The organism is Vibrio sp. S457-15, assembly GCF_000960545.1.
Taxonomy (GTDB): Bacteria; Pseudomonadota; Gammaproteobacteria; order Enterobacterales; family Vibrionaceae; genus Vibrio; species Vibrio parahaemolyticus.
This window is the reverse complement of record NZ_JYOQ01000129.1, coordinates 1-26,333: the sequence shown is the minus strand read 5'-3', so window position 1 is coordinate 26,333 and position 26,333 is coordinate 1. Positions and strand designations below refer to the sequence as shown.

Sequence of the window (26,333 nt, the reverse complement as noted above, 5' to 3'; positions counted from 1 at the left end):
CTTAATGGCTGGTCGAAGTGACCAGCCATTAACTCTATTTAGCCACCCGACTGAGGAATTTTGGCAACGAGTCTTAAAGACGTGGTTAGCTCTTCCATTTGAAGCCATGGCTTGAGCCAAGCAACCGCGTTGTAAGAACCAGGAGAACCTGGAATTTCCTTAACTTGTACGCGAGCGTCGGCAAGAGGGTATTTCGCACGAATTTCTTGACCGCCACCTTCAGAAGCATTCACATAGCCAAGAATCCAACGGTTCAACCAAGATTCAACGTCTTCTGCTTCCATAAAGCTACCGATCTTGTCTCGAGCCATTACTTTCAAATAATGTGCAAAACGAGAGGTTGCCATCATGTAAGGAAGTCTTGCTGAAATTGCCGCGTTTGCTGCCACTTCTGGAGATTCATGATTTGCTGGTTTTTGACAAGTTTGAGCACCAAAGAACACGGCATAGTTTGTATTTTTGTAGTGACACAACGGTAAGAAACCCAGTTTACCCAATTCCGCTTCACGGCGGTCTGTAATGCCAATTTCCGTTGGGCACTTCATATCTGGGTCACCATCATCACTCATGAAGAAGTGTGTTGGTAGGTTATCAACTCGCCCACCACCCTCTGCGCCACGAATAGCAGTACAGAAACCATACTTAGAAAATGCATCCGTCAGTTTGACGCCAAGCACGTACGATGAGTTCATCCAACAATAATCATTGTGATCAGCATTAACGGCGATACCCGACACAGGATCCACATCAAATTCTTCAAAGCCAAACGCTTCTACAGGAGACGTAGCTTGGCCGTATGGTAAGCGAGCTAATACTTTAGGCATCGTTAAGCTTACAAAACGAGAATCTGCACTTTCACGGAAAGAGCGCCATTGCGCATATTCCAACGACTCAAAGACTTTATCTAAATCGCGCGGTTTAGATAGTTCTGTCCACTCATCAAAACCAAATAGCGCAGGAGAAGCAGCAGACAAGAATGGTGAGAAACCCGAAGCAGCAACATTCGACATTAAACGCAAAGACTCAATATCTTCTGGATGGTTTGTAAACTCGTAGTCACCAATTAAAGCACCATACGGTTCACCACCAGCGCTACCAAATTCAGATTCGTACACTTTTTTAAAGATTTGACTTTGATCGAATTCAACCGCTTTACTTAAGTCTTTATGAAGCTCTTTCTTCGTGATGCTGATCATGCGAATTTTCAGCGTAGAACTTGTTTCTGAATTCATGACTAAGTAATTCAGCCCACGCCATGAGCCTTCTAACTTTTGTAGCTCAGGATGGTGCATAACTTCAGAAAGCTGCTCTGAAATCTGTCTATCAAGCAAATTAATCGCTTCACGGAAAGTTACGGTTAGGTTTTTATTCCAAGAAACCGTCCCCTTCATCGCTTCTTCAGTCAGTGTCTTGATCAGCTCTTCTGCTCTCGATGCTTCTGTTTGTTTCGTCGCACCAATAGCCTGTTCAAGAAATGAAGTGGTTTGTTCACCCACCGCAGGATCGAGTTGTTTTTCAACTTGAGTCGTCATTATTCTGCTCCCTCAGTACTTTCTGATGGCGCTTTTTTGCCAAGATCTAGCTCACCAGCTAGTTTTGCCAAATTGTCTGTATTGTTGAGAACTTCTTCTAGGATGTTTTCAAGTTCTTCCGAACGGTCGACTTTAGTCATCAAGTCTCGCAGTTTGTTACGAGTTTCCATCAGCTGACGCAATGGTTCTACTTGATTGACAATCGCTGCTGGTTCAAAGTCTTGCATCGATTTAAAGCTCAGTTCAACCGCAAATTCAGAATCGTCATTTGCTAACTTGTTTGCGACTTTGAACTTAACCGATGGACTCATCTTTTTAAGTACATCATCGAAGTTATCACGATCGATTTGAATGAAACGGCGATCCTTTAATGGTTTCAATGCTTCGGTATTTTGGCCTGCAAAGTCGCCCATAACACCCACCACAAAAGGAAGCTCTTTTTTCAAAGTTGTTCCTTCGGTTTCAACATCGTAGGTAATGTGAACACGAGGCTTCCGTACTCGTGAAAGTTTCGAGTGGATACTCGTCATACCATTCTCCCTTTATTAATTTTCATTTTGTTCTGCTATGCCAACCAAACGGAAGTAGCTTCGTTTTGCGTCTCCGTCGGAGATTAGTTCCGCCAGTAATTCAGGCAGAGGCATTCCACACCAACGAATAATTTGTTCGATGGAGTAAGAAACTGGTGAGTGAGGCTCGCTTTCTCTAAAAAAGTCCGCCACATGTTGCAACTGTTGAATAGCTTGTTCTCGAGATTGCATGTTTGTAACTAATAACGCAGATGAGTGGTGAGTAACTGCTTGTTGACTCGCTTCTTCCAACTCTTCACCATCATTTTCGTCAGAAATGGAGACCTCAGCCTTATCCTTAAAACGATTACCCAACAAGTGCTTAAGTGCCGCGTGTATTGATTCAATTCTTTTTGAAATATATGAGCTAGGCGTTACATCCCCTACAGCGTCATCAAGTCGCTGACTGAACTCATTAAAAGCACCTGTAGCGAACTCGAGATCTGCAATCAGAGACTGGTAAAACTCATCTGACGTTGATTTCACCGTGTCAGTAATACGCGACAATTCAATTGCGCCTTGATCTACTCGCACTCTTCGCTTGTCTTCATCCAAGCGCTCGAGTTCAATGGCTTGTTGGTATTCCCAATATGCATAAGCTTGCTCTATACCCATATCCGTCAATGGAATCGAGGCAAGAGGAAAGATCAGCGTTCCCTCACTATCAATACCATTAAGTCCAGTGATGGCAGAAATCCGCGTTTCTATGCCGTCTTCATCAGGCATTGGGTGCAACTCATCCCAATATGACTCAACAAACGCGCTAGCAATTTTGTAGCCTACGCCCATGCCTCTAAAACCATAAAGCCGAGTTAATGCTTCTATTAGCCAGGCAACAAACTCAAAATCTTTTGATTGTGTAGCGAGAACTTCTGGTACTTCTTCAACAAAAACGCGCCATAAGTTGTTATGTGTATGAATACTTTCTTCTTCGATGATGGCGTTTCGCTCTGCGTTTCTTGCCACCATTCGCTGATCTTTAAGTCGATAATAAGCAGACTGAGGAGAGACATCCTCTCTTGGATCAATGCCAGTCGGATTGTCTTCCGAAATTGGTGCAAGGACTTGCTCATACCAATCAAACATCGTGTTACTCATACTCTCCCCCTCAAAAACACAGGAATAGTCGCATCATCTCGCCTAGCGGAGTCAAACTCACTAGGTTCTTGACGCACTTTAATGAGCGCACACGTCACGTTATCACTAGCGCCACGCACCAGAGCAGAGTGCATCAATGCCAAACCAGCTTGGTTAACTGAATCTGCACATAGAGTTTTATGCATTTCATCACAGCTTAGTTCCTTGGAAAGTCCATCACTGCACAACAAGAACTGGTCACCATCCGCAAGCTGTCCCGATACTTGGTCTATCGTCACCATCTCATCAACCCCAACAGCTCGGGTAATTACATTGGCTAATGGATGGGACTCTGCGTCTTCAAATGCCAACAAGCCTTGCTCAACTAACTCCATCACTTGGCTATGGTCACGAGTTTTTTGTACAAAAGTGCCGTTTCTTAGTTGATAAATACGGCTATCACCAACCCATAGGCAGTGGTAATAACCATCCTGAATAAACAACAGCACCAATGTTGTGCCCATTGTCTTTCCATCTAAGTTCATTTGAGCATATTGATAGATCTCAAAATTCGCTTGCTGCACTGCTGCGCGAATATCATCTATATTGGTGTTTGGCACATCTTGCATATGGCGTGCAATTCTGTCGACCAGCATTTGACTCGCGATATCGCCAGCGCTATGACCGCCCATGCCGTCAGCAACAACCCATATATGCTGTTCAGTCATATCCAGTAACGCATCCTCATTATAAGGACGAACTTTACCTGCATGAGTTTTAGCAAAAGTAAAATAATTCCAGTTCATTCTTTGCTTCCTACCAACTCCACTTTTGCCAACGACCATCTAACATTGCAGAGAATTGGCCAATAGATGGCAACCCAGTGCTAACAAACATACATGATTCAATATGAGTAGAGCCTTCTGTCCACCAGAAGCATGGTTTTCTCTGTTGACTCTCAATTAGATGATTTAACAACGTGTTTTGCTTTGCTTCAGTTGAAAAGCTAAACACTGTTGAGATCGGGCTTTGGTACAAAAGCGCCATTTCTTCATTGCATATCGATACTTCAGAAACAAGCTCACACTTTTCCTGCATGCTTCGGTGCCATACATCAAATACAAATTCATCGTCTAACACTGACAGCGCTAGAGTCTGGCTATCTTCAGTCCAGCCACTTTGTGCCCAATACTGTGCTGCTTTGCCTTTTACCGCTCGAACAACAGTAAAAAAGAAGTAGCGACCGCATGCATCTACACTTGGAATCATGCTGCCGATATACGTAGCATCGTCCATGTAACTCACATCCAGTGCAAAGTGCCAAACTGGTGCAGTTAAAAAATAATCGTTCCAAGTGTCACCCAGTTGCTCTTTACTCACTGCAATAACAGCTTGCTGCCAGTCGTGCCAACGGTTTGCAAATTCAGGAGAAATACCGTCCTTAACAAAGTCACCTTTAGCCGGCATTTTTCCGATGTAGCCCCACTCAGGCGTTACAAGGTTTGCGGACATCTGAACCTCTCCATCTCATTAGACCAAAATGGATTGATTGCACTAGATGGAATCAACTCAAGCTGAACCTTGTTCCCCTTCAAATCGATCATGACAATGTTGTCGTTGCGGGACTCTGGTCGAGCCTTGAGTGATTGGTCCAATAGTTTGAAAATGCCCCATTCCCCTTCATAGGTATGAGCAATTTCTCGTTTTGATTCGGGCGGTGTAAACACAATACGTGTCTGATCTTGACCCGATGGCCAGCGAAGTTCCTTCGATCTCGCAGGACCGTGCTTATAAACCAAGTCTTGATCACCTAGCTCTAGCACAAATCGAGTAATGTGTTGATCTAGATATACGGGTTTCATACCAAACTCGACTCGTAGCGAGTTATCTGATTCAAAGAACGATTGTCTAATGCGTTTTGCCCTTTGAAAAACCGCAAGCGTCTCGGGCCTTACACCGATTTCTTTTTCTAGTCTCCAACGACTCTTAGACGTGTCAACAAACGGCTCCAGATATTCTTGGAAGAACGAGTCCAACGTACCACCGTACCCGAAGAATCGTTGAAAGTCCTTTAGACGAACTTCCTTCGTTGCATTAGGTTCAAATGGGTATCTACCTGCTATAGTCCGCTGATAAGGACGCACTACATTAGTCACCCAAAGTTGATTTAGATGATCTTTAGAGCCGCTTTCTGCAAACTTAACCGATTCCTGTGACAACTCTCCCAACCATTGATTAAACGGTTTTGGTAAGAGATCTTTTGCTCTAGCAAAGGAGGCAGCAACATCCTGAGTTACCGTTCCATCCAATATGCTTTTGTAAGCAATTTTTTGATTGTTCCCTGAGCTAGACAAATCAGATAAGTACGAACGCAAATTCACCATCGCTTGCTGAATATCATCAAAGTCTTGTTCACTAAGTCGTAAGATTTCGGTGAAATGGGATTCAACTTCTTTACCTGGTAGAGCAACATTAAATCCATTCTCTTCAGGCAAATACATATCGAGTTTGTCTGCCGTATTAGAAAACTTCACTTTTGCAACCTTTCCTGCGACTTCCGTTGCTGCCTTTTGATTTTCCGATAACGTTACTTTCGATAACCCCACTTCCTTTTGTATTGCACGCAGAAGTGATTCAATTGGTCTTTCTACACCGGATAAAACTCTTGATTGCTCTGTTGCTAAAGCCAAACTCGGAGCTTGTTTAAGCTGAACATCCTCTATCAGAGTTTTCCACTCATTGACATAATCTTGATAATAGCGGGCTTGAACCCCCTGAATAGCACTATCATGATCAATTTCATGAGCTTTAAGATCATCCCCATACACCCAGTTTTCTTCCATCAATCCTTTGACGGTGCGATTAATCTGAATTTGGAAAATGCTGTGAAAACCGTTGTAGGTATAAAAACCGGAAATACCTTGCGATAGAGGTTTTCCACTTGCTCGCTCAAATTGTTCTAAACCTTTAGGTCCTAACACGTCTGTTAAACGGAAAGACGGAACGTGACTTTTAGCAAACTGCATCTTCATACGCTGATATGCACGCTCTGGAAGTGACATTTGCGTTAGAACTTCTCGTGCTGCACTAATAGCAGTCGCATTCATTGAGAAGCCTTTCTCGTCGTTCTCTAGTAAGTTTTTAGTATGCACTAGCAAACGCTCACGTAGCTCTTTGTTTAACTCTCCTGGATACTGACGTTCAAAGTAGAAGTTGAACCAAGTAATTACCTCTTCTTGTTGATACTTTTCCGGATTAAACAACATTAAATACGTCTTTAACGTCTCGTATAAGTATTCACGATGCTGCTTATTCGCTTCCATTTCCGAGAGCAAACTCTCTGACAGCAGAGTAGCAAAGTGTTGAGAAAGAGCATCTGAATACGCGTTATTTGCTGCTTGAGAAACTTTGTCACCTTGATACAGACCAAACTTTTTCACTGCATCAGAATGACCATATTCACTATTTTTCCCTAGTGGCAACATCATGATCTTGTCTAACGTGTCTACAGCACTGATAACGTCCGATTCAAAATCAAGGCTCTCTGCACCTATCATCGCTTCAATATGATTTGCTTGGTTATTGGTATCGACAATTAACTTTGAATTCCATTGATAACTCAGGAACCAAAGGGCAGAAGCACCAACAAGAACACCAGCACAACCCACGTATATGCCCGTACGCATCCATCCAGATTGCTTTTGATAGTGGCGGTTAACGGTACCTAGTAATTGCTCTTTAAAGATGACTCGCTCAAAAAGATTTTTAACAAAATAGCTATGCGAACTGTTAACGTTTGTCGCTAAAGGCAACCTCCCTAGTCCCAATCCATTAGTTGATTCACTCATCAGTCGATCAACAGGAATGCCTTCTTGTACAGAGCTAAGCAAGAAAACACCGCGAATAAGGGCTGGCTCTTCAAACGTGTTCTGCGCAAATATCTCAGACAAAAACTCATCTAAGTTTGCTTGTAAAACTCGCAGCTGTTTTGGAAATTCGAATATTAGCGTGCGCTTTTCTAAGTCATCTTCAGTTTCTAATATACGTAACATGCGCGCATCGAGCCGCTCCAACATGCCGTGAAACTCTTTATTGAATAGAGAAATAACACCACGTTCGTCATCAACTTCTCGTGGGAACATAAATCCAAAAAGTTCCTCACGCTCTTCTTTACTTAAATCAGCAAAAAATTCATTAAAGCCAGCAACCAGATCCATTTTCGTCAGCAGAACATAGATTGGGAATTGCATACCCAACTGATTTTTGAGTTCCTGAAGGCGAGATTTTATTGATCTGGCATGTAAGCTACGCTCCGTACGAGTTTGAGACATCACACTTGCTAGGCTGACTGTTACGATAGCGCCATTGATAGGCCTTTGAGTGCGGTATTTCTTAAGCAACCCTAAGAAACCGTGCCAAGCTTTAGAGTCAACCTTTTCTTGACTATCTTGCGTGGTGTAACGTCCTGCTGTATCAATAAGTACTGCTTTATTAGCAAACCACCAATCACAGTGACGTGTTCCACCTACACCAGCTATAGAGTCAGCTCCTAAGCTCTCAGTTAACGGAAATTCCAAGCCAGATTGCTTTAGAACCGTGGTTTTACCTGTTCCAGGAGGACCAATCAGAACGTACCAAGGTAAATCGTACAAACTACGCTTTCCTTTATGCGTTTTTGTCACAACTTTGATCGCTTGCTCTATACGATCGCGCATTACGTCAATTTCACTGGCGGCTTCTTTGTCTGATTGACTGTCTACTTCAAGCAACGTCTGAATACTTTCGTCTTCTCTAACTTTCTGTTTGTGCTGCTTTGTTAAGTTGATAAGCGCCCAAGCAAAAACAATCACTAAGATCGTAACTAAACGTTGAAAATCACTTTTAAGCGGCTCGTAACCTGCAACCGTGATCAGAGGACCCACAACCCAAATAAAAATGGAGCACGCGGCTACACCGACTAAACCAAGAAACCATCTTTGGGTAAATACTCTGCCTATTTCTTTAATACTCATTTCCTTGCCCAACCGTTAGTTGCCCACAATAAGATCGATTTCAATTCGACGATTCATTGCTCGGTTCTTTTCACTATCATTTTCTACCAAAGGTCTCGCATCACCCAACCCTTCAGGAATCACTCTTCCTTTAAGTGCACTGTTGGAGATTAACTGTTCGGAAAGAGAAGTTGCCCGAGCTAAAGACAAGTGCCAATTGGATGGGTACTTGCTGGTAAATATCGGACGGTCATCGGTATGCCCGGTAATTATGATCTTCCCTTGTGTCGCTTCTAAGGTGCGTGCAACTTTAGAAATAACTGGCTGTATGTAAGCCACAACGCTCGCACTACCGGATTCAAATAGGTCTTGAGCTTTAAGAGAAATACGAACTCTATCTTGCAACGCTTCCACAGTGACAAGATCCTTGCCAATCTCCGTTGCCAAATACATAGATATTCTTTCGGCAATAGGTGCTGACTTTGACTCAACCATAGGATTACTAACTGCTGGGGTTGGTTGAATCAGGTTTACCAATTGAGCAAAAGTTTGGTTGGAAGCTTTGTTCAACTCGTAGCTGAAGTACATAAAAATACAAACAAGCAGTGCGGAAGTTACCGAACAAACCACCCATAGAGGAGCACGTTCCGAAACCTGAGCACCTGCCAATATATGTTGTTCTACTTTGTTACTAAGCTCTTGCTGTACTCCGCGACCATGTGACTTAAGCACTGATACAACTTGTTTTCTCAATCTACGGTGAGCTTCAAGCCCATTTTTTTCTAAACGATACTGACCTATAAAACCCAAAGATAAGCATACGTACATTAGCTCTAGTAAATCTAGGTGGGATTCCGGATGAGCCAAACAGCTATCTAGATGCTTAAAAAAAGCCTCTCCACCTTGGCTGCTCGCGTAAAAAGAACTCAACAGAGAATCATGTGTCCAAAACGATTGACTCCCCCAATTGGTATTCAATACTGCTTCGTCTAAAGAACAGCACAGACAATAACGTGCGGTATCAATGGTTTCCAAGTCAACATCATGTTGACGCAGACGATTCTCATAATCCCTAAGTTTTTGCGCGAGCGTTTCTTTAAGAAACAAAGGATCGGAATGAGTAGCTGTTGCTCTGATTTGTCCAATAATCGAAAGTAGACCATTAGCTTCTGCCAATAATGGATTATCTCCATAAGCAACAACTGAATCGTTGTTAACCAACTCAGGGCTTTTGGATATCACAACAGTACTGTCTGCTGATCTTTGAGGCTGAGCTTTAGATACAGCCGCTCTTCCGCCAGGAGTAGGTTTTACTATCGTCTGTTCCATACTTACCACTTTTATTGATTAATGCTCCAAAGCTCTATGTCCGGATTTGGGAAATGACCAGATAAATGCAGTGCAATACCACCGCTGTCTTTAAGTCGCATCCAGAATGGCCCCTTCTTAACGACCTCAAAATAAACATACCCCGTTTGATATGGAATCTGTCGTGGCACGACACTTAAAGGAGCTACGTTAATTCCATTAATCTGGTTGTTGATTAGATCTCTAATCTGCTCTGCCGGACCAAGCTTCAATTGCGCAGGGACTAAGCGTCTAATCTCATCCGTTGTTGTGTCCGCTTTAATCGCCAATACAAACTGACATGATTCCAATAGTCGCTTATCTGGAAGTGGTGTCACTTGAATACCGTACTGGCGTACTTCTAGTGGCAACTTACTTGCAGTCTGATCAAGAACGACACTCAAGTACTGACTAAGGACTTGATTAAGTTCAGCAAACACACTTGCAACTTCAAGGTGATCGTAAGCTTTGAGATTAGGTAAGCGCTTGGTGGTGTGAGAAAACGTTGCCAACTCGCCTATGTAGCCTTTAAAGGTTGTCGCAAGCTCTAAGGGGTGTACTTTCTCCAGCTCACTAAAATGCTTCAATATGGCTTCATATCGATTCAACATTTGCAGCATTATGAAATCTACCGCAGATGCTGAAGCCGCTTTTCCTTTAACAAGTCGTTGAGCGATAACATCTGCGCGTATCTTGGTCATTGCCATTGCATTACGTAGATACCCCGTCATCACCTTGTCATTTAACAAGTTTAGAAGTGGCGGTACGTAAGAGTCATCAAGAATGACCTCTCCTTCCGTAGAAACTTCTTTAATCTTAAGGATTGGTAGCTCTATATAACCTGTTAACTGCTCATTGCTTGATTTCAGCTCGATATTTAATGAGGCCACTTGAATCGTTTCTTCATCTTGGCCCGTCAGGTTATCAATAACGTCTAGATCTTGAAGTAAATACCGAGAAACCGTTGTTTCACTTGGATCCGCGATCATTTTACTGCTGACTTTTGAGAGTGGAACGATCACCTTCACTAAGGTATTTTCCGTCCCTTTTTTTACCTTTAAAGGAGACAGAAAACTTGTCGTTGCTGAAAAGTCTATCAGCGTCATATCAGGAAGAATTGCTTGAAGATTATCAAGTTCAATCAAGCCTGTTTTTAAGGCATGTTCTTTTACACGGCAATTCCAAACGCCCCAGTTATATGAGCCACCTAAACTGTGTAAGCCTTTATATTCATTAGATATTGCGCGTTCGTGCTGTTGAAAATGCTGGGGACGCAGAAACATCCCCTCGCACCAAGCCGTCTTGGAGTATTGCATCATTTATAATTAGCCAACTAAACGTTATTGTACGACCAAAGACAGATCTTCTAACGAGATTTGATAAGTGTTGTAACCCGTCTTATCTACTTTAATGACTTGTCGCCAATTTGAATTCTCAATATCGCGAAACGCGGCTACGATACCCAAATATTCTGTTTTAGGAGACATACTAGCTTGGTAGATTTCTTTTTGGCCTGGTGTCAAAGATATTTCATATTTATTCACCAAGTCTGGACCGAGTACTTTTTCATGCTCCTCATAAATAGAGAAAAAATCTTGGCTCTCAAACAGTGTATTTGATGTAAGTTCAAATACATATACAACAACTGGTGATGGTCTTCCATTCGAGTCAGGGTTGATATTATGATTTGCCGTTATTTCTAAATCCGCATATGGGTCGACCACTAAATTAGCGGCGGAGCATCCCATTAATACTAAAAATATAAATAACAAAAATGATTTATAAATTTGTTTCACAATCCCACCTTAACCTTTATTCTTGAGCGCTAATTCGTAGTGCTTAGCAAAATCTTCTAAATAAAATGGAGACTCTTTATTGACAAGTTCATCTGTTAATTGGCTATGAATACCTTCAAAGCGCTTCCAACTCTGAGCATATTTTCTTGCTGGAATAACCTTGTTAATTACATTGTCTTTAGCCAATGCATCTGAATAAATAGTATTAGGTTCAACGAGAGACATGACACTCGATACCGTACCCGCTACTCCTTGCATTAAAGCCTGCTCATGATTTTCAATATCGTTAAATGCTTCTTTTATTGCGGCATTAGGCTTTAAAAAACTTGACGTTTGACGGTTATACAAATTGTGGATTGCATCTTCCAAATTTGCTGAAAACTTAAGTGGATTATTTTCAGACTTTCTAAATGCAGTATGATTGACGCGATTGGTTTGTTTAAATACAGCCCGATTGTGAAGAGTCTCCATTAGCCCAATAAGCATGAGAGAAAACGACTGACCTAATTGTTCAAACCACTGCTCTCGATTTTGGCTTGGTACCATATTGGGGTCGATCCCCATGCCATAAATGAAGGCTTCCAGTTCACCTCGATGCACTGTAGGTTTTTGGCTTTTAGCGTTGGTATCAGGCTGCATTGATGCAACTTTAGGTTGTGGCACTTCAGTTTCGTGACTCGGAATTTCTAGAAAATCATCTACTAGACCAATGTCTAACTGAAAATCTGATGGGACACTTTCATCCATCAACTCGGCAGCGCTTAAACCAAAATCTTCCATCTCTGGAATCGATTCTACGTGCTGTTCGAATCCAACTGGCGTCTTAACCTCTGGGTTAGATGTAAATTGATGCTCTGTCCTATCTTCAGAGATATCACTAATACTAATTTGTATTTGATAATCGCCTAAAGCAACAGTGTCACCATGGGACAAAGCAAGCTCATTCCCTTGGCCGATTGGAGTAACTGCATTATTAACAAATGTGCCATTTGTTGATAAATCTTTAATTAGATATTTATCGCCAAATTTAATCAATTCGCCGTGAGTCCCAGAAATAACTCTCTCAGGGTCTGGTAACGTCCAGTCACATTGTTCTGAGCGTCCGAAGGTTACCTTTGCATGCTCATCACTTGATTCAAACACAAACTCACTCTCTATTTCCGGAGTAAATTTGTGGAAACTCGTTATGGTCAATACCAATTTCATGAAAAACCTCGCCAAAGACCTGCTAAATATTTATATATCGATTTTTATAATTAGATTTGAAGCTTTAATTATTAACATTAAGATTAATAGAGTTCTTATAGCTGTTATAAAAACTATTGACGGCATAATGAATCATTTTTTTATCAAAGCAATCATGAATTGTTGAACAATTTTAAATATCCAACCAGGTTCAAATTTTTGACACTCAAACTTTCACCCGTCAAAAAACCGATGTTAGTTTGGCCGAGAAAATCTAACCGAAGTATTTTTCATTTAGCAGGAATATATATATTAACCCCATCATTTATATGGAGTCCTTGTGATGGAAGAAAAAAATAAAGACAAATCTATAAATAGCAGCGATAGCGGAGATAAAACAAAAATTGTAAAGACTCAAAAAAGAGAAAACGCAATTGAACCCGCTAAAAATGTTAATAAACAAGACTCCGATGAAAATATAAATGAAACGGATACAAAACTGTCTCAAAAAGAAAACACAATACCACCTATCAACAAAAGTGATAATAAGAACATAAAAAACAAAAGTGTTATTAACTCAAATTTAATTGGGCAAACAGTAAAAAACCGTTACGAAATTGAGTCTATTTTAGGTCATGGTGGACTCTGTGATGTTTATTTAGCAAAAGACAAAATTCTTGAGTCTTCTGGCTCGGAGTCCCCTTATGTTGCTCTAAAAGTTTTACAGAAAGAGTTTGCGTCTCAGCCAGAGACAGCAAGAATGTTGATTCGAGAAGCGCAACAAACACAAAGACTTAGTCATCCAAACGTAATCCGGGTCTTTGATTTCGGAGTCGACTGTGATATCTACTTTTTAGTGATGGAATATATTGACGGCGAAACGTTGGAAAGTTTAATCCAACGATCTCGTCCAAATGGTTTGAAGTACCATGCAATGCTTTCTATCCTCAACCAAATCCTCGACGCACTATCCTATGCTCATTCGCTCGGTGTTGTACACGCCGACTTAAAACCAGCCAACGTAATTTTAACCTCCGAAGGCCATGTAAAGCTTTTGGATTTTGGTGTGTCGAAAACTCACCAGATCAAACAGGATCAGTATGCAGCAAAACGTAAAACAGAAGATCTAGAAACGCTGGGCTACACGCCTAACTACGCCTCACTCAACCTGCTCTCAGGAAAAGAACCAAACATAAGCGATGATATGTTCGCCTTATGTTGTATTACGTATGAATTGTTGAGTTGTAAGCATCCATATTCAAGAACACCAGTTAATGAAGCACTAAAGAAAAATATTAAGGTCTCTAAACCAGCAAATATGCCAATAGCGAAGTGGCCGATTTTCTCGAAGATTTTTTCAACTGGTACAATTCCCGCTGATTTTAATGCAAAGACAGTTAAGCGTCGTTTGAACAAGCAATATTGGCCCTTGGCCACTGGTGTCGCAGCCAGCTTGTTGTTTATGGCAGGTCTTGGATTAGTCTACAACCAACAGCAAGTTACCATTTCCGGTCTAGAAGCAAAGCTCAGTCAACAAAACGAAGTTATCCAAAATGCAGAGCTTCTATTAAGTACTTCGCCGGAGCATAGCCGCTCTTTAATCGATGGTGACGCTTCCCTTCACCCTCTAATTAAAGCTGGGTTGCTCCGTCTACATAAGCCCTATTTACTCGGTCAATTTGAATCAGAAATAGACGATGTACTCAATTCCGATGCGACTAGCTATCCGAATTACGATGAGATTGAGGCTATTTTACAAAAGGCCAAGGGCTACTACCCGGACTCACATAAAATCGAAGTTCTTGCATTAGACATTCAATCAAGTAAGCACTCTACTCTACTTTCTATTGCTCGTCAGATTAACAGTCATTTGGAGAAATCACGTTACGATAAGGAAGAAGATACCAAGTCTATCTATGAGCTGAAAGAAGAGCTAAACCAGATCCATCAGGACTACCCTTTCGTACCGAGCTCACTTTCTAGTGACGTGTTTGGTAAACACTTAAGTGACGCGTTGAAAGATCGTGATGCAGCGGCATTAGTAACATTGATAAAGGTTGGCAACACGTTCTTCACCAATAGCGATGAACATAAAGCTAACTTAGAGATAAGCAATGCGATGAAAGATGCGGTGCTCGAAATGAAGCTCTATGAAACGGCGATAGATTCGAGCAATCCGTTACCTTTCCCTATCGATGCTGCTCGAATCTTGTATCAAGACGAGTTTGATGGCCTGTACTATCGCCTAAAGCAAGCAAGAACCACTGTACATTTGGATAAGTTAGTTAAAGACGTCGATAAATTCTCTGAAAACTTCCCTGTTGGATTCCAAGATATCAATGACCTACGCTTCCAAACAGCGGACAAGTATCTACAATTCTCCGACATTCTGTTGAATAAAAGAAAGACCACCAGCGCTAGACGAGCAATGAAGAAAGCGAACGATTTGATGAAACAAATTGAGCAAGATTCCAAGCAAAGTTAACGAATTTTGTCTCATTTAAGGGGCTTCTAAGCCCCTTTCCTCAAAAACGCCTTGCCTTTATGCACTCAGATGACTAGCTTATTAGTGTAGCTGTAGTAAGGAAGATAGACTTTGGCCGAGGGAAGAGTCGCCGTTGGTGATATCAATATCCTGGTCGTTGATGACTGTTCTACATCATCACTGCTAGTGAAACACCAACTCATTGCATTAGGCGCAAAAGCTTCTAACATCACTTGCGTGACTAACACGCAAGCGGCCTTGCTCGCCGCAAAAACTCGCTTTTATTCCTTCTTAGTGATTGATTACCATCTTGCAGAAAAATACACAGGTTTGGATCTCGTTCACCTCCTGAGCAGAGCACAACTGATTTCAGACACAACCGCTGTGCTTATGATTTCTAGCGATGCCACAAAAGAGACAGTTCTCACAGCACTTTCTAGCTCTGGGCGGGTTCGTCACCTGCTAACAAAACCCCTTCAAACAAAAGCACTTTACACGAAAATGCTCCAAGCACTGCAAGAACAACAGCACATTGCCGCTGTAACAACAAGACTGCTGGCTTCACAACCTCTCTTACTATCTGATGTCATCTTGCTTCACAAGACCCACGCGTCCAGTATTTGTGTTGAATCTCTGATTATCGATACTTTAGTTGAAAGACGTGACTACACACTACTTGAGGATTATTTACCTCTCTGCAGTCAGAAAGAGCATGCAAGTAAAGTATGTGCGACCGCGTTTTTGTTGCATCATCAAGGCCACATATCTGAAGCAGTCAAAGTTCTGGCTGATTATGTAACTCGGAATCCGCTCTGCTTGGCTGCCATTGACAGTTTGATCGGTCTTTATGAAAGCTTGGGGCAACAACGACATGCGCTCTGTTTGGCAAAAAGAGCTTTTTCGCTCACGCCAAGTAATGGTTCTCGTTTTCTCTCAGCATCCCGAATTACTGCCAAGTTAGGCCTGTTTGAAGATCTCTATGAGCTAGGCCGTACCTATGCAGCCCATTTATCACAAACCGATGCCCAATGGCTTAATGTCCTTTCTTCTTACGTTGATTTAGTCAGCGACTATTTTAAAACGCTTACTCATATTCATACCAAGAGGAAAGTGCTTGTTCAGCTGAATGAACTCTGTTTACTCACGCAAAAGCAGTTGGGTAAAGAGCAGCAAGTTAATCTATTAGCTTTTAAGCAACTCATGCAGTGCAAGCTACTTCTCGTCGAGTCTCGCGCGGCAGAAGCGCACCTAAAATTGCTAGAGTCATTGAGTTACTTTTACGATATTCCAACACAAATGCCGATAGCATTATTGAAACAAGCCCTTCCGCTATTAGCTTTTTTTGGTGAGTTTTCTATCAGACGCAGCTTGCTTAGAGTGATCAATCAATCGTGTTCATCAGTCCGACTTCAAGAGTGTAATATCGTACCACACGAATACGACTATCCATTTTCAGTAGAGACAAAACTGAACGCTCTGGCAGCGCCGGACCAACAACACCATTCTAATTCGGAGTCGGTGGTTAACTTCCTAAAACAAAGGGCATTACCACCAAATTGGTCGCGGTGGTTAAGCGATTATCTCTCTGGTTCTTTTTCTAGCCAGATACCCGAACCGTTTAGCTATCACGTAACCGACAGGGAGTGAAAATGATCAACTTCGAATTGCTCAATCAATACATGGACAATGACGTAGACATCATCATTGCTGTCTTTTCAACTTACTTGGAGGATTACTCTGATGCGACAGAACAACTAAATAAAATGTTCGTACAACAAAATTGGCCAGAGCTGTATCTGATGGCACACAGCTTGAAAGGTATTCTAGAAGGCTTTGGAGAAGATACCGCAGTTGCTGCACTGGAGAAGATAGAAACAAGCACAAGAAACAATACTGCACCAGAATGCGAAGATATAACTATAGTTAATAACGAGCTGGTGACAATTAAAAAGCAGATTTTCGCTTACTTAGAAAACTTAAAATAAAACACCTTAAGGCTTAGAACGGGGAAATTATGAACATGGACAACAACCATTTCAAGGAGTTGATTGAGTCGCTCAAGGACTTAACTCCTACTCAAAAACGATATTTGATCAGCAGAACCAAAATGTCTTTGGACGACGAGAGCGGAATGCTAACTCCGCAAGACTTGTTGACCAGAGAGGAATTGGAAGCGCTTCTGTCATCGGCTTCCACCACGGATCACAAATAAAGAAAGCTAATTCGTCATGGACGAAAACTAAGAACCAGGTAAAGTGACAGAACTTTGCTTGGTTGTTAGACGCGCCTCTCTTTTAATCAATACAAACGTATTTTTTCGACCACATCTCAATACCTGAAAACTGTCAACTAGATTACTTATTAACATTAATCCTCTTCCTGACGACATCCAGCTGTCTTCATCAAACAAGCTTGGTGCTGTTATTTCTTTATTCGTGTGCTCTTGGAAAACCGATTTTTTAATAGGACGACCGTAATCAGAAATACGCATTTCGATCTGAGTAGACTTAGAGTCAGATAAGATTGCACATTCGAGCTCAATCGGCTCGCCTTCCTGCTCATCGTAGGAGTGTATAAAGGCATTGTTCATCACCTCAACTACGCACAATTCGAGATGTTGGACATCACTTACCAATACCTGATGTTGAAAGAGAAACTCGGCAAGCTGCTTACTCGCCTCACGGGAAGATTTTAGTGAGCTAAGAAAGGTTTTTTTAAACTCGTAATCAGTCATCCTCACCCTCACATGTCGACGTGTTTGGACCAGACCATTGAAGTTGTAAAAGCGTCAAATCGTCGTCTAGCTCTTCCTTCACTTGCCAGCGTTTAATGCATTCGACGACAGAAGAAACCTGTGCTTCAAATGGAAGTCCAGAAACGCTCTGTACGTTCGCGATTAAACGATTTACAGAGAAAAGCTCATTGTCGTACCGCGCTTCAACCACGCCATCAGAAAAACACCAAATCGAGTCGTTTGGTGCTAACGTAATTTCCCCGCCCTTGTATTGCATTGGTGCTAACGCGCCTACTATAAAATTCTCATCACCAACCATATCAATGGTTGCTTCTGATTGATGTCGCCATAAGAACTTAGGGTGACCGGAGGTACAGTACCTCAGTTTGCCTGTTTGAGTATTCAAAACTGCGTAAACGATTGTGAAGTACAATTGGCTGTCAGGTGTTTGTTGATATCGAAGGTTGAGCCTCTCCACCACCACATTCGGCTCCGAAACAACATATTCGCCCTCGACAAGATCTGTCGTTACCGACTCCGGTCCACAGCTTCGAGATAACGTTTTTTGAATGGAAAACGACATCAGAGCAGAAGAGACACCGTGCCCAGAAACATCGAATACATAAAACGCCACATGCTGCTCATCAAGCGCAGCATAACCGAGCATATCCCCACCAAGCTGAGAACAAGGAAGATAGGAATAACTTAATTTTGTCGCTCCGATTTGCAGCTCTACCGGTAAAAGCTGCCTCATGAGATCACCAGCAGATTCTAGATCTTGGCGAATCGTTTGGTAAGCGATATCTAATTCTTGATTTCTCGCGAGTAACATATTGTGCAAATCGAGAGTACGAAACCCTGCTCGTATGCGTGCTTGAAGCTCTTCTACCGATGTTTTTTTATCTACGAAATCATCCGCGCCAGCGTCAATGCCTTTAACAATCGAGCCCTGATCATTGCGTGAAGAAAGTAGGACAAAAAAGATATACCGCTCAAACGCCGCAGATTTGAGTACACGACACAAATCAATACCACTGAGCCCAGGCATCATCAGGTCACTGAGAACAAACTGAATATCTTTTCGGTGCGTCAGGACTTCAAGTGCAGACTCACCGTCCTCCACAGCGATGACTTCGTACCCTTGCTTTTGCAATGCGGAGGTCATGTAAAGCAATACCGTTTTGCTATCGTCGACCAATAAGATTGGTTTCATCTCTCTCCTCAACGCTGGTAGCGACTAACGAAGTACTCTGTTTATTGACTGCTCATCTCTAAAACGACTGTAGTCTTCGGCTAAAAGTTGATGTTGATAACGGGTGTAAGACAATGCTTCGTTTGAAATGACGATCTGATTTTCTTTTTCGATAAGCTGCCCGCGCAATTGCTCTATTTGATCACTTTGCTGCATATAGTTCAGGTACATCGCCACTAAACCAAAAATAGAAACAACGAGCGAAGCAAACAGTACGTTGTTGATGGTTTTGATTTGAAGATTCATAACCTCTCCTTGTCTCTTGCCAGACATCTCTAAATGAAAAGAACGTCTACAGACTAAGAGCACTCTGCTCTAAAACGCATTGAAGCCTATTGAGGTTGTTGTATATAAAAATAATTATAGGAGATGAGTAAAAAAAGAAGAGAAAACTTGAATTATTTGAATACCTTTTTGTCATTGGCATTAAATACGCAGCGAGAGAGAAAACGCTCGCTGCGAAAAAATTAGCTTTGGAATGCGTCTCGGGCAGACACTTGTTCAAACCAGCGAGCGATGTTTGGGTACTTCTCGAAGACTTCAATACTCAAACCATTCACCGCAAAACCAATGAAAATATAACCGGTAATATCGACAACGGAAAACTGGTCTGTCGCGATGTATTCACTCTCTGACAAACGTTTATCTAAGGTTGGCAAAAACTCGAGGACGCGAGACTTAGATTCTTCACCCCACGCTGCCACACAGTTTTCACGATCTTGATAGATCGCCGTAATGTTGCGAAACGCTTGGAATGCCGCATAAAGGCCTTGGAACTCGACGACACGGTGCCACATTTCCACTTGCGCACGCTCAAGTTGGTTTGCCCCAAACAACGCCAAATCGTTTTCAAACGCTTCATCGAGATAGCGGCAAATTGCGACGCTCTCACAAATCGTCGTGCCATCTTCAAGCTCAAGCAATGGCACTTTTCCATTGACGCTTTTTTGCTTGAAATCTTCCGCTAGATTTTCGCCGTCACGCACATTTAAAGCGATGCGTTCAACATCGCCACCAATTTCCTTTAAAAAAATGCTAACTCGCTTACAACTTGGAGTTATCGCGGTTTCGTAGAGCTTCATTTTATATCCTTTTTCCTTTTTCTAACCGATTGGTTAGGATATACTGTAGCCAGTTTATAAACGATCAGTCAAGAACTTCATTTCCCAAAAGTTGTTCAATAAGTTTAGGAGTGGTTTGAGAAAAACCGCTCAGGTAGGTACGCATATGGCAAGAAAAGCCAACTTCGATCGAGAAGAAAAACTATTAGTCGCTATGGACGTTTTTTGGCGCAAAGGTTTTGCTAATACATCCATTTCTGATCTCACTGACGAGTTGAATATCAACCGCTTTAGCCTTTACAACACCTATGGTGATAAGCAGCAGCTTTACTACGAAGCACTGGATGCTTATCTAAAAAAAGTCTCATTGCCCTCACTCACCGACTTAGAGAAAGACGGCGCATCCCTGCCAGAACTTGAGTCTTTCCTTAAGTCCTTTGCAGAGTTACAACGCAAGCGAAGTTGTGGGTGTTTTATTCAAAATGCGCTTGTGGAGCATGCAGGCGAAGACGATGATGTACTGAGAAAAGGGCATTTTTTATTTGATCATTTAATCGACATCATTACCGATGCCTTGAAAAACGCACAGAAAGAAACCTTAGTGCCGAAAACGCTCAAGCCAGAAGAACTCGCCCGTTTTGTTCTCAACAACATGCAAGGCATGCGCGTACTTGGCAAAGCCAAACGTTATGCCGACTTGGATACGGCGCTTTCCTGCTTGCTGGTTTTGATTAGGAAGTAATATGTCGATTGAAGTAATAGCAGTACGTCTTACCAAAGGCATGGACTTAAAGCTGAGCCTAGCGAAATTGGTCGAGAAGCACGGTATCAAAGCGGGTTCGATTGCTTCATGCGTTGGCTGTATCTCTCAGCTCAACCTTCGTTTGGCAGGTGCAGAGAGTACGTTAACCAAACAAAATCCATTTGAAATCGTCTCTGTGATGGGAACCTTAACGCCTGAACATCAACACGTTCATATCTCGGTCTCTGATCGTGAAGGACGAGTTTGGGGTGGGCATTTGCTAGAAGGCACAGTGATTGATACTACCGCAGAATTGATCATCCATTCTTACTCAGAACTTGAGTTCACTAGAGCGATGGACGACTCGACTGGCTATACCGAACTACAAGTGAATCCTTCCAAATAGCAAAAAGCTCCAGAACCATACTGTGGTGTCTCTGGAGCTTTATTCGCTTATCTCTTACGCTAAGAATTTACTCATATCGAGCAAGCTAATTTCGAGGATCATTCTTCGACTAAATAACAAACCTGATTATCGTCGACCGTTACTTGCCACGTTTTTAGACAGTGCGCCTCGTCTTCCAAACACTGCCCGCTCTTTAAGCTGAAATGCTGTTTGTACAGTGGTGATGCAACACACATCTCACCATCGATATCACCGACAATCCCTCGACTCATCACATAAGCCTTACCAATTGGGTCCCAATCTTGAACGGCGTAAACACCGCTATCTGGAATGTAGAATAACGCGACATGCTCGCCTTCAATCAACACTGTGGCACCGATGAATGGCATTAGGTCATCAAGCTGACACAATTTCACTTTGGTTAACGCTGCCATTTACACCTCCTGTTTCACGGGAATACGCTGACCTCGCACACGCTGGTACGGTAAGACTTTGCTGCCCGACGTGCTGTTCAAGAAAGGACGGAAGCGTTGCAGTTTCTGAGGATTATCCAGCGTGCTCTTCCACTCACATTGATAGGTATCTACGACGCGCGCCATTTGTTCATCCAAAGAGTCACATAGGTTGAGAGAGTCATCCAAAATCACTTGTTTAAGGTAATCTAAGCCCCCTTCCATGTTCTCCATCCACACCGACGTACGCTGCAAGCGATCAGCGGTGCTGACGTAGAACATCAAAACTCGGTCAATCATGGTGATCAACTCTGATTTGGATAAGTCGGATGCAAACAAATCAGCGTGTCTTGGTCTCATGCCGCCATTACCGCAAACGTATAGATTCCAGCCGTTTTCAGTGGCGATCACCCCAATGTCTTTACTTTGCGCTTCTGCACACTCGCGAGTACAGCCCGATACGGCAAATTTAAGCTTATGGGGCGCTCGCAATCCTTTGTAGCGGTTCTCTAACTCAATGGCTAATCCAACTGAATCATCAACACCATAACGACACCAAGTAGAACCCACGCAAGATTTCACGGTGCGCACCGATTTGCCGTAGGCGTGCCCTGTTTCAAAACCAGCATCAATTAAGGTTTGCCAGATTTCAGGAAGTTGCTCTAACTGCGCACCAAATAAATCCACTCGCTGACCGCCAGTGATCTTGGTGTACAGATCATATTGCTGAGCAACTTCGCCGAGCACAATGAGTTTGTCTGGTGTAATTTCGCCGCCCGGAACACGAGGCACTATCGAGTAAGAGCCGTCTTTTTGCAGGTTTGCCATAAAGGCATCGTTAGAATCTTGCAGAGATTGATGCTGTGGCTCCATGATGTGTTCATTCCACAAAGAAGCAAACACTGATGCTGCTGTCGGCTTACAGATATCACACCCATGCCCTTTGCCATGCAGTGCGATTAAGGTGTCGAAGTCTTTGATCTGTTCCACTTGGCAAATATGGAACATCTCTTGCCGACTGAGCTCAAAGTGCTCACAAAGGTAGTTGTTAACCTCTACCCCCATGGCTGCCAGTTGCGTATCCAATACCGACTTCACCATATTGCTACAGCCACCACAGCCAGTACCGGCTTTGGTATTGGCTTTAAGGTCCGTCAGGTTGGTAGTGCCAGCTTGAATCTCGGCAACTAAGTCACCTTTTGTGACGTTGTGACAAGAACAGATGATGGCGCTGTCTGGCATCTCTCCGTCCAGCATTCCTGTATCAAACAGCAGATTCGCCGCGTGGTCTGGCAGAACCGTTTTGTTCAAATAACACTGTAAGAGCGCATCGTAGTCGCTGCTGTCACCGACGAGAATCGCACCGAGCAGTTGGGTACCACTCGCATCAACCACCAGCTTTTTGTAGATGCCTGCAACCCCGTCTTGCAAGACCATTTCCTGTGCGCCTTCGGTTTGCATTTGTGCATCGCCGATAGACGCCACATCCACCCCAAGTAGTTTGAGTTTGGTGCTCATGTCTGCACCTTTAAAACCTTCGCTCGGCATTCCAGTCAAGACATCGGCGGTGGTTCTAGCCATGGTGTAACCGGGAGCGACCAAACCAAAGAACTTCTGCTCCCAAAGGGCACATTCGCCAATCGCGTATATGTTCTCATCGCTGGTTTGGCATTGGTTATTAATCACAATACCGCCTCGCTCGCCTACTTCTAGCTCAGCCAGCCTTGCCAACTCATCTTGGGGGCGAATCCCTGCGGAAAAGACAATCACATCCACTTCGAGAGGATCTTTGTCTTTAAACACCATGCGATGCTTAGCCGTTTCACCATCGCAGATTCGTTCCGTACCCGTTGAGGTGTGAACGGTTAGCCCTAGCGCTTCAATCTTCTCTTTCAGCACTAAGCCGGCACCATCATCTAACTGTACGGGCATCAGGCGGGGTGCAAATTCAATAACGTGAGTTTCTAACCCCAATAGTTTGAGTGCGTTTGCCGCTTCTAAACCCAACAAGCCACCACCAATCACTGCGCCTGTTCTTGCGCCTTCACATGCCTTCTTGATTTGTGAAAGGTCATCAAGCGTGCGGTAGACAAACACGTTGTCTCGGTCTTTACCTTCAATTGGAGGCACAAACGGGTACGAACCGGTCGCGAGCACGAGTTGGTCGTAACCCAGCACATCTTCACCATCAAGCAGAATGCGCTTTTGCTCTCTGTCGATGCCTGTTACTTGACTGCCAAGTACCAGTTGGATGCCATGCATGTCGTACCATTCTTGGTTACTCAGCATTAAATCATCATGAGACTTACCCGCGAACAAAGAGGACAACTGTACACGGTCATACGCGATAAAACGCTCTGCACCAATCACGGTAATTCGGTGCTCCAAATGCGCATTTTTCTGCACTAATTGCTCGACGAGGTGTTGCCCGACCATACCGTTGCCTACCACAACGATGTGGCTCAATGCGTTCTTTACTGGGATCGTTAAAGGACTGTTCATCGCTGCCTCCTTATGCCGTTTGCGCTGCGGTTTTGGGTTTGTCTTCTTTCGAAGCTGGAATCTCGGTTTTAGATTGCTTCTCGTAAAGGAACTTCAGCACTGCTTGTCGACACTTCTGATACTGCGCATCATCCGCCAGTGCGACATGCTCACGAGGGCGAGGTAGATTCACTTCTAACACTTCACCAATAGTTGCCGCCGGTCCGTTGGTCATCATCACGATTTTGTCGGATAGCAGCACCGCTTCATCCACGTCATGGGTAATCATGATGACGGTGTTGTTTAGCTCGGCTTGGATCTTTATCAGTGCATCCTGCAAATGCGCACGTGTTAACGCATCCAGCGCGCCAAATGGTTCATCCATCAATAAAACCTTTGGTTGAAGTGCCAGTGCTCTCGCAATGCCGACTCGCTGCTTCATACCACCCGAGATTTCATCCGGTTTTTTGTGCGCGGCATGCTGCATTTGAATCAACTCCAAATAGTGATTCACTTGCTCCTGAATCCACGCTTTGCCCTTTTTGCCGGCAATTTGTTTTACTGCGAGCTCAACGTTTTGATACACGGTTAACCAAGGCAATAATGAATGGTTTTGGAACACCACCGCACGGTCGGGTCCCGGCCCTGCCACCTCTCGTCCATCGACGATCACGCCGCCGTCTGTTGGCATGTGCAGTCCTGCGACTAAGTTCAATACCGTTGATTTACCGCAACCAGAGTGACCAATCAGCGATACAAACTCGCCTTTATTGATTTGTAAATCGACGTTCTTTAACGCGATGAACTCGCCATCTAGCGTTGGGAATCGCATCCCTAATCGCGTTAGATCTAATAATGCTTTTTCCATGATCTTTTCCCTTATCTCAACGCTTGTTGTTTATTCCAAGACAACCACTTTTGAAGTTGCAGCATGCCTCTATCGAGCATCAAACCAATAAAGCCGATAGTGATGACCGCCACCATGATGCGACCCAATGATGCTGAGCTGCCGTTTTGGAACTCATCCCAGACGAACTTGCCTAACCCAGGGTTCTGCGCGAGCATTTCTGCCGCAATCAATACCATCCAAGCGATACCTAAAGAGAGACGTAAACCGGTGAAGATCATTGGAATGGCAGAAGGTAAAACGATGGTACGAATGTGCTGCCACCACGAAAGTTGAAGCACTTTACTCACGTTGATTAAGTCTTTATCAACGCTCGTTACCCCCACTGCGGTGTTAATCAGCGTCGGCCACAAGCTACACAGCGCTACTGTGATCAGAGAGTTAATGAACGACTTCGCAAACATCGGGTCATCACTCACATAAGTAGCACTCACCACCATGGTAACGATAGGCAGCCATGCCAAAGGTGATACAGGCTTGAGCAATTGAATGATTGGGTTGAACGCTTGATACAGCCCTTGATTAAGACCAAGCACGATGCCAAGTGGAATCGCGATAACTGTCGCCAACAGAAAGCCCGCAGTCACAGTCACTAAGCTTGTTACGATTTGATCGAAGAACGTAGGCTTACCTGTGTAAGGACGAATCTTCACTTCCGTGTCTGGATTCTTGGCTAACTTCGCAGCATTGCGTTTTTCCTGACGTTCGATAAACGCTTGTTCCTTTTCTCGCTCTTGCCAATGGTCATCGACAAGGTTGCTGAACTGCTGAAAAGTTTGCACAGGTCCCGGCAGCGTACCTAATGAGGTTTGCACTTCTCTCGCTGCTAAGTGCCACATTGCCAAAAAGATCAGCAAGCCAATGACGGGCAAAAGCACCAGCCGACTTCGGTTCACTACCTGCTTAGCAGGAAAAAGGGAAATGACATTACTAGACATACTCACTCCTAAGAAATCTACATCCTTGTTATTGCGGGCAGACTCACCTGCCCCCTGAATTTTTAGTAGGATTGCTCATCCTAAACCTTGTCTTTTCCTTTAAGCCCGATAGAGAACTTCTCTAGATACTTATTTGGCTCACGGCCGTCATAAACGATGTTGTCGATAAAGTGTGTTTGTGGTGCACGAAACCCATCTTCAACGCTGAAATCTGGGAAATTTTTTTGGTTCATCGCGGATAAGCGGGAACTAAAAACGGTAGTAAGTGATAGAGTTTTATCGCCAAACAAAACCTACACAAACTACCGTTTTCATGTCGAATCATACTTTCCTATCTTCATTCTGGGAAGGCTTTCATATAGTAAAGTCTCATCAGAC

Annotated in this window: 24 protein-coding genes and 1 pseudogene; 6 read left to right on the top strand and 19 right to left on the bottom strand. The window is 43.3% G+C overall.

The features are described from left to right. Positions 1-38 precede the first annotated feature (38 nt). Genes tssC through tagH form a run of 10 tightly spaced genes read right to left on the bottom strand, consistent with a single transcriptional unit; the run spans position 39 to position 12,518 of the window. The gene (gene tssC, locus UF05_RS13825) at positions 39-1,532 is read right to left on the bottom strand and encodes a type VI secretion system contractile sheath large subunit (protein ID WP_045545370.1); all 1,494 of its coding nucleotides are present in this window, start codon (positions 1,530-1,532) and stop codon (positions 39-41) included. Next, positions 1,532-2,062 carry a type VI secretion system contractile sheath small subunit gene (gene tssB / locus UF05_RS13820; RefSeq protein ID WP_005463809.1) on the bottom strand — a complete coding sequence of 177 codons (531 nt, stop codon included), beginning with the start codon at positions 2,060-2,062 and terminating at the stop codon, positions 1,532-1,534. The genes tssC and tssB overlap by 1 nt, the downstream gene beginning before the upstream one ends. Before the next feature lie 15 nt (positions 2,063-2,077). Beyond that, on the bottom strand, positions 2,078-3,199 hold the full coding sequence (gene tssA / locus UF05_RS13815) for a type VI secretion system protein TssA (protein ID WP_031851146.1): 1,122 nt from the start codon (positions 3,197-3,199) through the stop codon (positions 2,078-2,080). Continuing rightward, the gene (locus UF05_RS13810; RefSeq protein ID WP_005463805.1) at positions 3,196-3,984 is read right to left on the bottom strand and encodes a PP2C family protein-serine/threonine phosphatase; all 789 of its coding nucleotides are present in this window, start codon (positions 3,982-3,984) and stop codon (positions 3,196-3,198) included. Before UF05_RS13810 ends, tssA begins: the two co-directional genes overlap by 4 nt. A 10-nt stretch (positions 3,985-3,994) precedes the next feature. Beyond that, positions 3,995-4,690: a type VI secretion system-associated protein TagF gene (gene tagF, locus UF05_RS13805; RefSeq protein WP_025817543.1), complete on the bottom strand. Its 696-nt coding sequence runs from the start codon at positions 4,688-4,690 to the stop codon at positions 3,995-3,997. After that, on the bottom strand, positions 4,672-8,190 hold the full coding sequence (gene tssM / locus UF05_RS13800; RefSeq protein ID WP_045545369.1) for a type VI secretion system membrane subunit TssM: 3,519 nt from the start codon (positions 8,188-8,190) through the stop codon (positions 4,672-4,674). Before tssM ends, tagF begins: the two co-directional genes overlap by 19 nt. Positions 8,191-8,205: 15 nt before the next feature. After that, positions 8,206-9,498, bottom strand: a complete 1,293-nt coding sequence (gene tssL / locus UF05_RS13795) for a type VI secretion system protein TssL, long form (protein WP_020842215.1) — start codon at positions 9,496-9,498, stop codon at positions 8,206-8,208. An 11-nt stretch (positions 9,499-9,509) separates the two neighbouring features. Then, positions 9,510-10,835 (bottom strand): type VI secretion system baseplate subunit TssK, encoded by a 1,326-nt coding sequence (gene tssK / locus UF05_RS13790; RefSeq protein ID WP_017447471.1) that lies wholly within the window; start codon positions 10,833-10,835, stop codon positions 9,510-9,512. A 21-nt stretch (positions 10,836-10,856) separates the two neighbouring features. Then, entirely contained in the window at positions 10,857-11,312 is a 456-nt protein-coding gene (gene tssJ / locus UF05_RS13785; protein WP_005463795.1) for a type VI secretion system lipoprotein TssJ, read from the bottom strand. A 9-nt stretch (positions 11,313-11,321) separates the two neighbouring features. Continuing rightward, positions 11,322-12,518, bottom strand: a complete 1,197-nt coding sequence (gene tagH, locus UF05_RS13780) for a type VI secretion system-associated FHA domain protein TagH (RefSeq protein WP_005463793.1) — start codon at positions 12,516-12,518, stop codon at positions 11,322-11,324. 322 nt (positions 12,519-12,840) lie between these two features. Between tagH and UF05_RS13770 the strand changes: the two genes are divergently transcribed. The 4 genes from UF05_RS13770 to UF05_RS26355 all read left to right on the top strand — a co-directional run bounded on the left by UF05_RS13770 (position 12,841) and on the right by UF05_RS26355 (position 17,194). Beyond that, positions 12,841-14,982: a serine/threonine-protein kinase gene (locus tag UF05_RS13770; RefSeq protein WP_045545368.1), complete on the top strand. Its 2,142-nt coding sequence runs from the start codon at positions 12,841-12,843 to the stop codon at positions 14,980-14,982. Between the two features lie 111 nt (positions 14,983-15,093). Then, the gene (locus UF05_RS13765) at positions 15,094-16,629 is read left to right on the top strand and encodes a response regulator (RefSeq protein WP_045545367.1); all 1,536 of its coding nucleotides are present in this window, start codon (positions 15,094-15,096) and stop codon (positions 16,627-16,629) included. A gap of 2 nt (positions 16,630-16,631) precedes the next feature. Continuing rightward, positions 16,632-16,967: a hypothetical protein gene (locus UF05_RS13760; protein ID WP_020842220.1), complete on the top strand. Its 336-nt coding sequence runs from the start codon at positions 16,632-16,634 to the stop codon at positions 16,965-16,967. Positions 16,968-17,002: 35 nt separating this feature from the next. Beyond that, positions 17,003-17,194, top strand: a complete 192-nt coding sequence (locus tag UF05_RS26355; RefSeq protein ID WP_025794062.1) for a hypothetical protein — start codon at positions 17,003-17,005, stop codon at positions 17,192-17,194. A 27-nt stretch (positions 17,195-17,221) separates the two neighbouring features. Here UF05_RS26355 and UF05_RS13750 read toward each other — a convergent pair whose 3' ends face one another. The 4 genes from UF05_RS13750 to UF05_RS13735 all read right to left on the bottom strand — a co-directional run bounded on the left by UF05_RS13750 (position 17,222) and on the right by UF05_RS13735 (position 20,050). Next, positions 17,222-17,716, bottom strand: coding sequence for an ATP-binding protein (locus UF05_RS13750; RefSeq protein WP_045545366.1), 495 nt, complete (start codon positions 17,714-17,716; stop codon positions 17,222-17,224). Further along, positions 17,709-18,929 carry a PP2C family protein-serine/threonine phosphatase gene (locus tag UF05_RS13745; protein WP_045545365.1) on the bottom strand — a complete coding sequence of 407 codons (1,221 nt, stop codon included), beginning with the start codon at positions 18,927-18,929 and terminating at the stop codon, positions 17,709-17,711. The genes UF05_RS13750 and UF05_RS13745 overlap by 8 nt, the downstream gene beginning before the upstream one ends. Positions 18,930-18,953: 24 nt before the next feature. Further along, entirely contained in the window at positions 18,954-19,214 is a 261-nt protein-coding gene (locus tag UF05_RS13740) for a hypothetical protein (protein WP_021450811.1), read from the bottom strand. Positions 19,215-19,435: 221 nt separating this feature from the next. After that, the gene (locus tag UF05_RS13735; RefSeq protein ID WP_045545364.1) at positions 19,436-20,050 is read right to left on the bottom strand and encodes a glutathione S-transferase; all 615 of its coding nucleotides are present in this window, start codon (positions 20,048-20,050) and stop codon (positions 19,436-19,438) included. A gap of 145 nt (positions 20,051-20,195) precedes the next feature. Here UF05_RS13735 and UF05_RS13730 point away from each other — a divergent pair, with 145 nt between their 5' ends. After that, positions 20,196-20,771: a TetR/AcrR family transcriptional regulator gene (locus UF05_RS13730; protein WP_015313322.1), complete on the top strand. Its 576-nt coding sequence runs from the start codon at positions 20,196-20,198 to the stop codon at positions 20,769-20,771. A 1-nt stretch (position 20,772) separates the two neighbouring features. Continuing rightward, positions 20,773-21,177 (top strand): PPC domain-containing DNA-binding protein, encoded by a 405-nt coding sequence (locus UF05_RS13725; protein WP_020837951.1) that lies wholly within the window; start codon positions 20,773-20,775, stop codon positions 21,175-21,177. A 98-nt stretch (positions 21,178-21,275) separates the two neighbouring features. Here UF05_RS13725 and nirD read toward each other — a convergent pair whose 3' ends face one another. From nirD to UF05_RS13700, 5 genes and pseudogenes are all read right to left on the bottom strand, one after another. Beyond that, positions 21,276-21,611 (bottom strand): nitrite reductase small subunit NirD, encoded by a 336-nt coding sequence (nirD, locus tag UF05_RS13720; protein ID WP_017820230.1) that lies wholly within the window; start codon positions 21,609-21,611, stop codon positions 21,276-21,278. Beyond that, positions 21,612-24,131, bottom strand: a complete 2,520-nt coding sequence (nirB, locus tag UF05_RS13715; protein WP_045545363.1) for a nitrite reductase large subunit NirB — start codon at positions 24,129-24,131, stop codon at positions 21,612-21,614. A 10-nt stretch (positions 24,132-24,141) separates the two neighbouring features. After that, on the bottom strand, positions 24,142-24,978 hold the full coding sequence (locus UF05_RS13710; RefSeq protein WP_045545362.1) for an ABC transporter ATP-binding protein: 837 nt from the start codon (positions 24,976-24,978) through the stop codon (positions 24,142-24,144). Between the two features lie 11 nt (positions 24,979-24,989). Beyond that, positions 24,990-25,955 carry an ABC transporter permease gene (locus tag UF05_RS13705; RefSeq protein WP_005480283.1) on the bottom strand — a complete coding sequence of 322 codons (966 nt, stop codon included), beginning with the start codon at positions 25,953-25,955 and terminating at the stop codon, positions 24,990-24,992. 80 nt (positions 25,956-26,035) lie between these two features. Next, positions 26,036-26,188 (bottom strand): annotated as a pseudogene (locus UF05_RS13700) (nitrate ABC transporter substrate-binding protein); the annotation flags it as partial. Positions 26,189-26,333: the final 145 nt, after the last annotated feature.

Bases quoted from the DNA above. Each gene is read 5' to 3' on its own strand.
- tssC (WP_045545370.1), bottom strand. From the start codon at position 1,532: ATGACGACTCAAGTTGAAAAACAACTCGATCCTGCGGTGGGTGAACAA.
- tssB (WP_005463809.1), bottom strand. From the start codon at position 2,062: ATGACGAGTATCCACTCGAAACTTTCACGAGTACGGAAGCCTCGTGTT.
- tssA (WP_031851146.1), bottom strand. From the start codon at position 3,199: ATGAGTAACACGATGTTTGATTGGTATGAGCAAGTCCTTGCACCAATT.
- UF05_RS13810 (WP_005463805.1), bottom strand. From the start codon at position 3,984: ATGAACTGGAATTATTTTACTTTTGCTAAAACTCATGCAGGTAAAGTT.
- tagF (WP_025817543.1), bottom strand. From the start codon at position 4,690: ATGTCCGCAAACCTTGTAACGCCTGAGTGGGGCTACATCGGAAAAATG.
- tssM (WP_045545369.1), bottom strand. From the start codon at position 8,190: ATGAGTATTAAAGAAATAGGCAGAGTATTTACCCAAAGATGGTTTCTT.
- tssL (WP_020842215.1), bottom strand. From the start codon at position 9,498: ATGGAACAGACGATAGTAAAACCTACTCCTGGCGGAAGAGCGGCTGTA.
- tssK (WP_017447471.1), bottom strand. From the start codon at position 10,835: ATGATGCAATACTCCAAGACGGCTTGGTGCGAGGGGATGTTTCTGCGT.
- tagH (WP_005463793.1), bottom strand. From the start codon at position 12,518: ATGAAATTGGTATTGACCATAACGAGTTTCCACAAATTTACTCCGGAA.
- UF05_RS13770 (WP_045545368.1), top strand. From the start codon at position 12,841: ATGGAAGAAAAAAATAAAGACAAATCTATAAATAGCAGCGATAGCGGA.
- UF05_RS13760 (WP_020842220.1), top strand. From the start codon at position 16,632: ATGATCAACTTCGAATTGCTCAATCAATACATGGACAATGACGTAGAC.
- UF05_RS26355 (WP_025794062.1), top strand. From the start codon at position 17,003: ATGGACAACAACCATTTCAAGGAGTTGATTGAGTCGCTCAAGGACTTA.
- UF05_RS13750 (WP_045545366.1), bottom strand. From the start codon at position 17,716: ATGACTGATTACGAGTTTAAAAAAACCTTTCTTAGCTCACTAAAATCT.
- UF05_RS13745 (WP_045545365.1), bottom strand. From the start codon at position 18,929: ATGAAACCAATCTTATTGGTCGACGATAGCAAAACGGTATTGCTTTAC.
- UF05_RS13740 (WP_021450811.1), bottom strand. From the start codon at position 19,214: ATGAATCTTCAAATCAAAACCATCAACAACGTACTGTTTGCTTCGCTC.
- UF05_RS13735 (WP_045545364.1), bottom strand. From the start codon at position 20,050: ATGAAGCTCTACGAAACCGCGATAACTCCAAGTTGTAAGCGAGTTAGC.
- UF05_RS13730 (WP_015313322.1), top strand. From the start codon at position 20,196: ATGGCAAGAAAAGCCAACTTCGATCGAGAAGAAAAACTATTAGTCGCT.
- UF05_RS13725 (WP_020837951.1), top strand. From the start codon at position 20,773: ATGTCGATTGAAGTAATAGCAGTACGTCTTACCAAAGGCATGGACTTA.
- nirD (WP_017820230.1), bottom strand. From the start codon at position 21,611: ATGGCAGCGTTAACCAAAGTGAAATTGTGTCAGCTTGATGACCTAATG.
- nirB (WP_045545363.1), bottom strand. From the start codon at position 24,131: ATGAACAGTCCTTTAACGATCCCAGTAAAGAACGCATTGAGCCACATC.
- UF05_RS13710 (WP_045545362.1), bottom strand. From the start codon at position 24,978: ATGGAAAAAGCATTATTAGATCTAACGCGATTAGGGATGCGATTCCCA.
- UF05_RS13705 (WP_005480283.1), bottom strand. From the start codon at position 25,955: ATGTCTAGTAATGTCATTTCCCTTTTTCCTGCTAAGCAGGTAGTGAAC.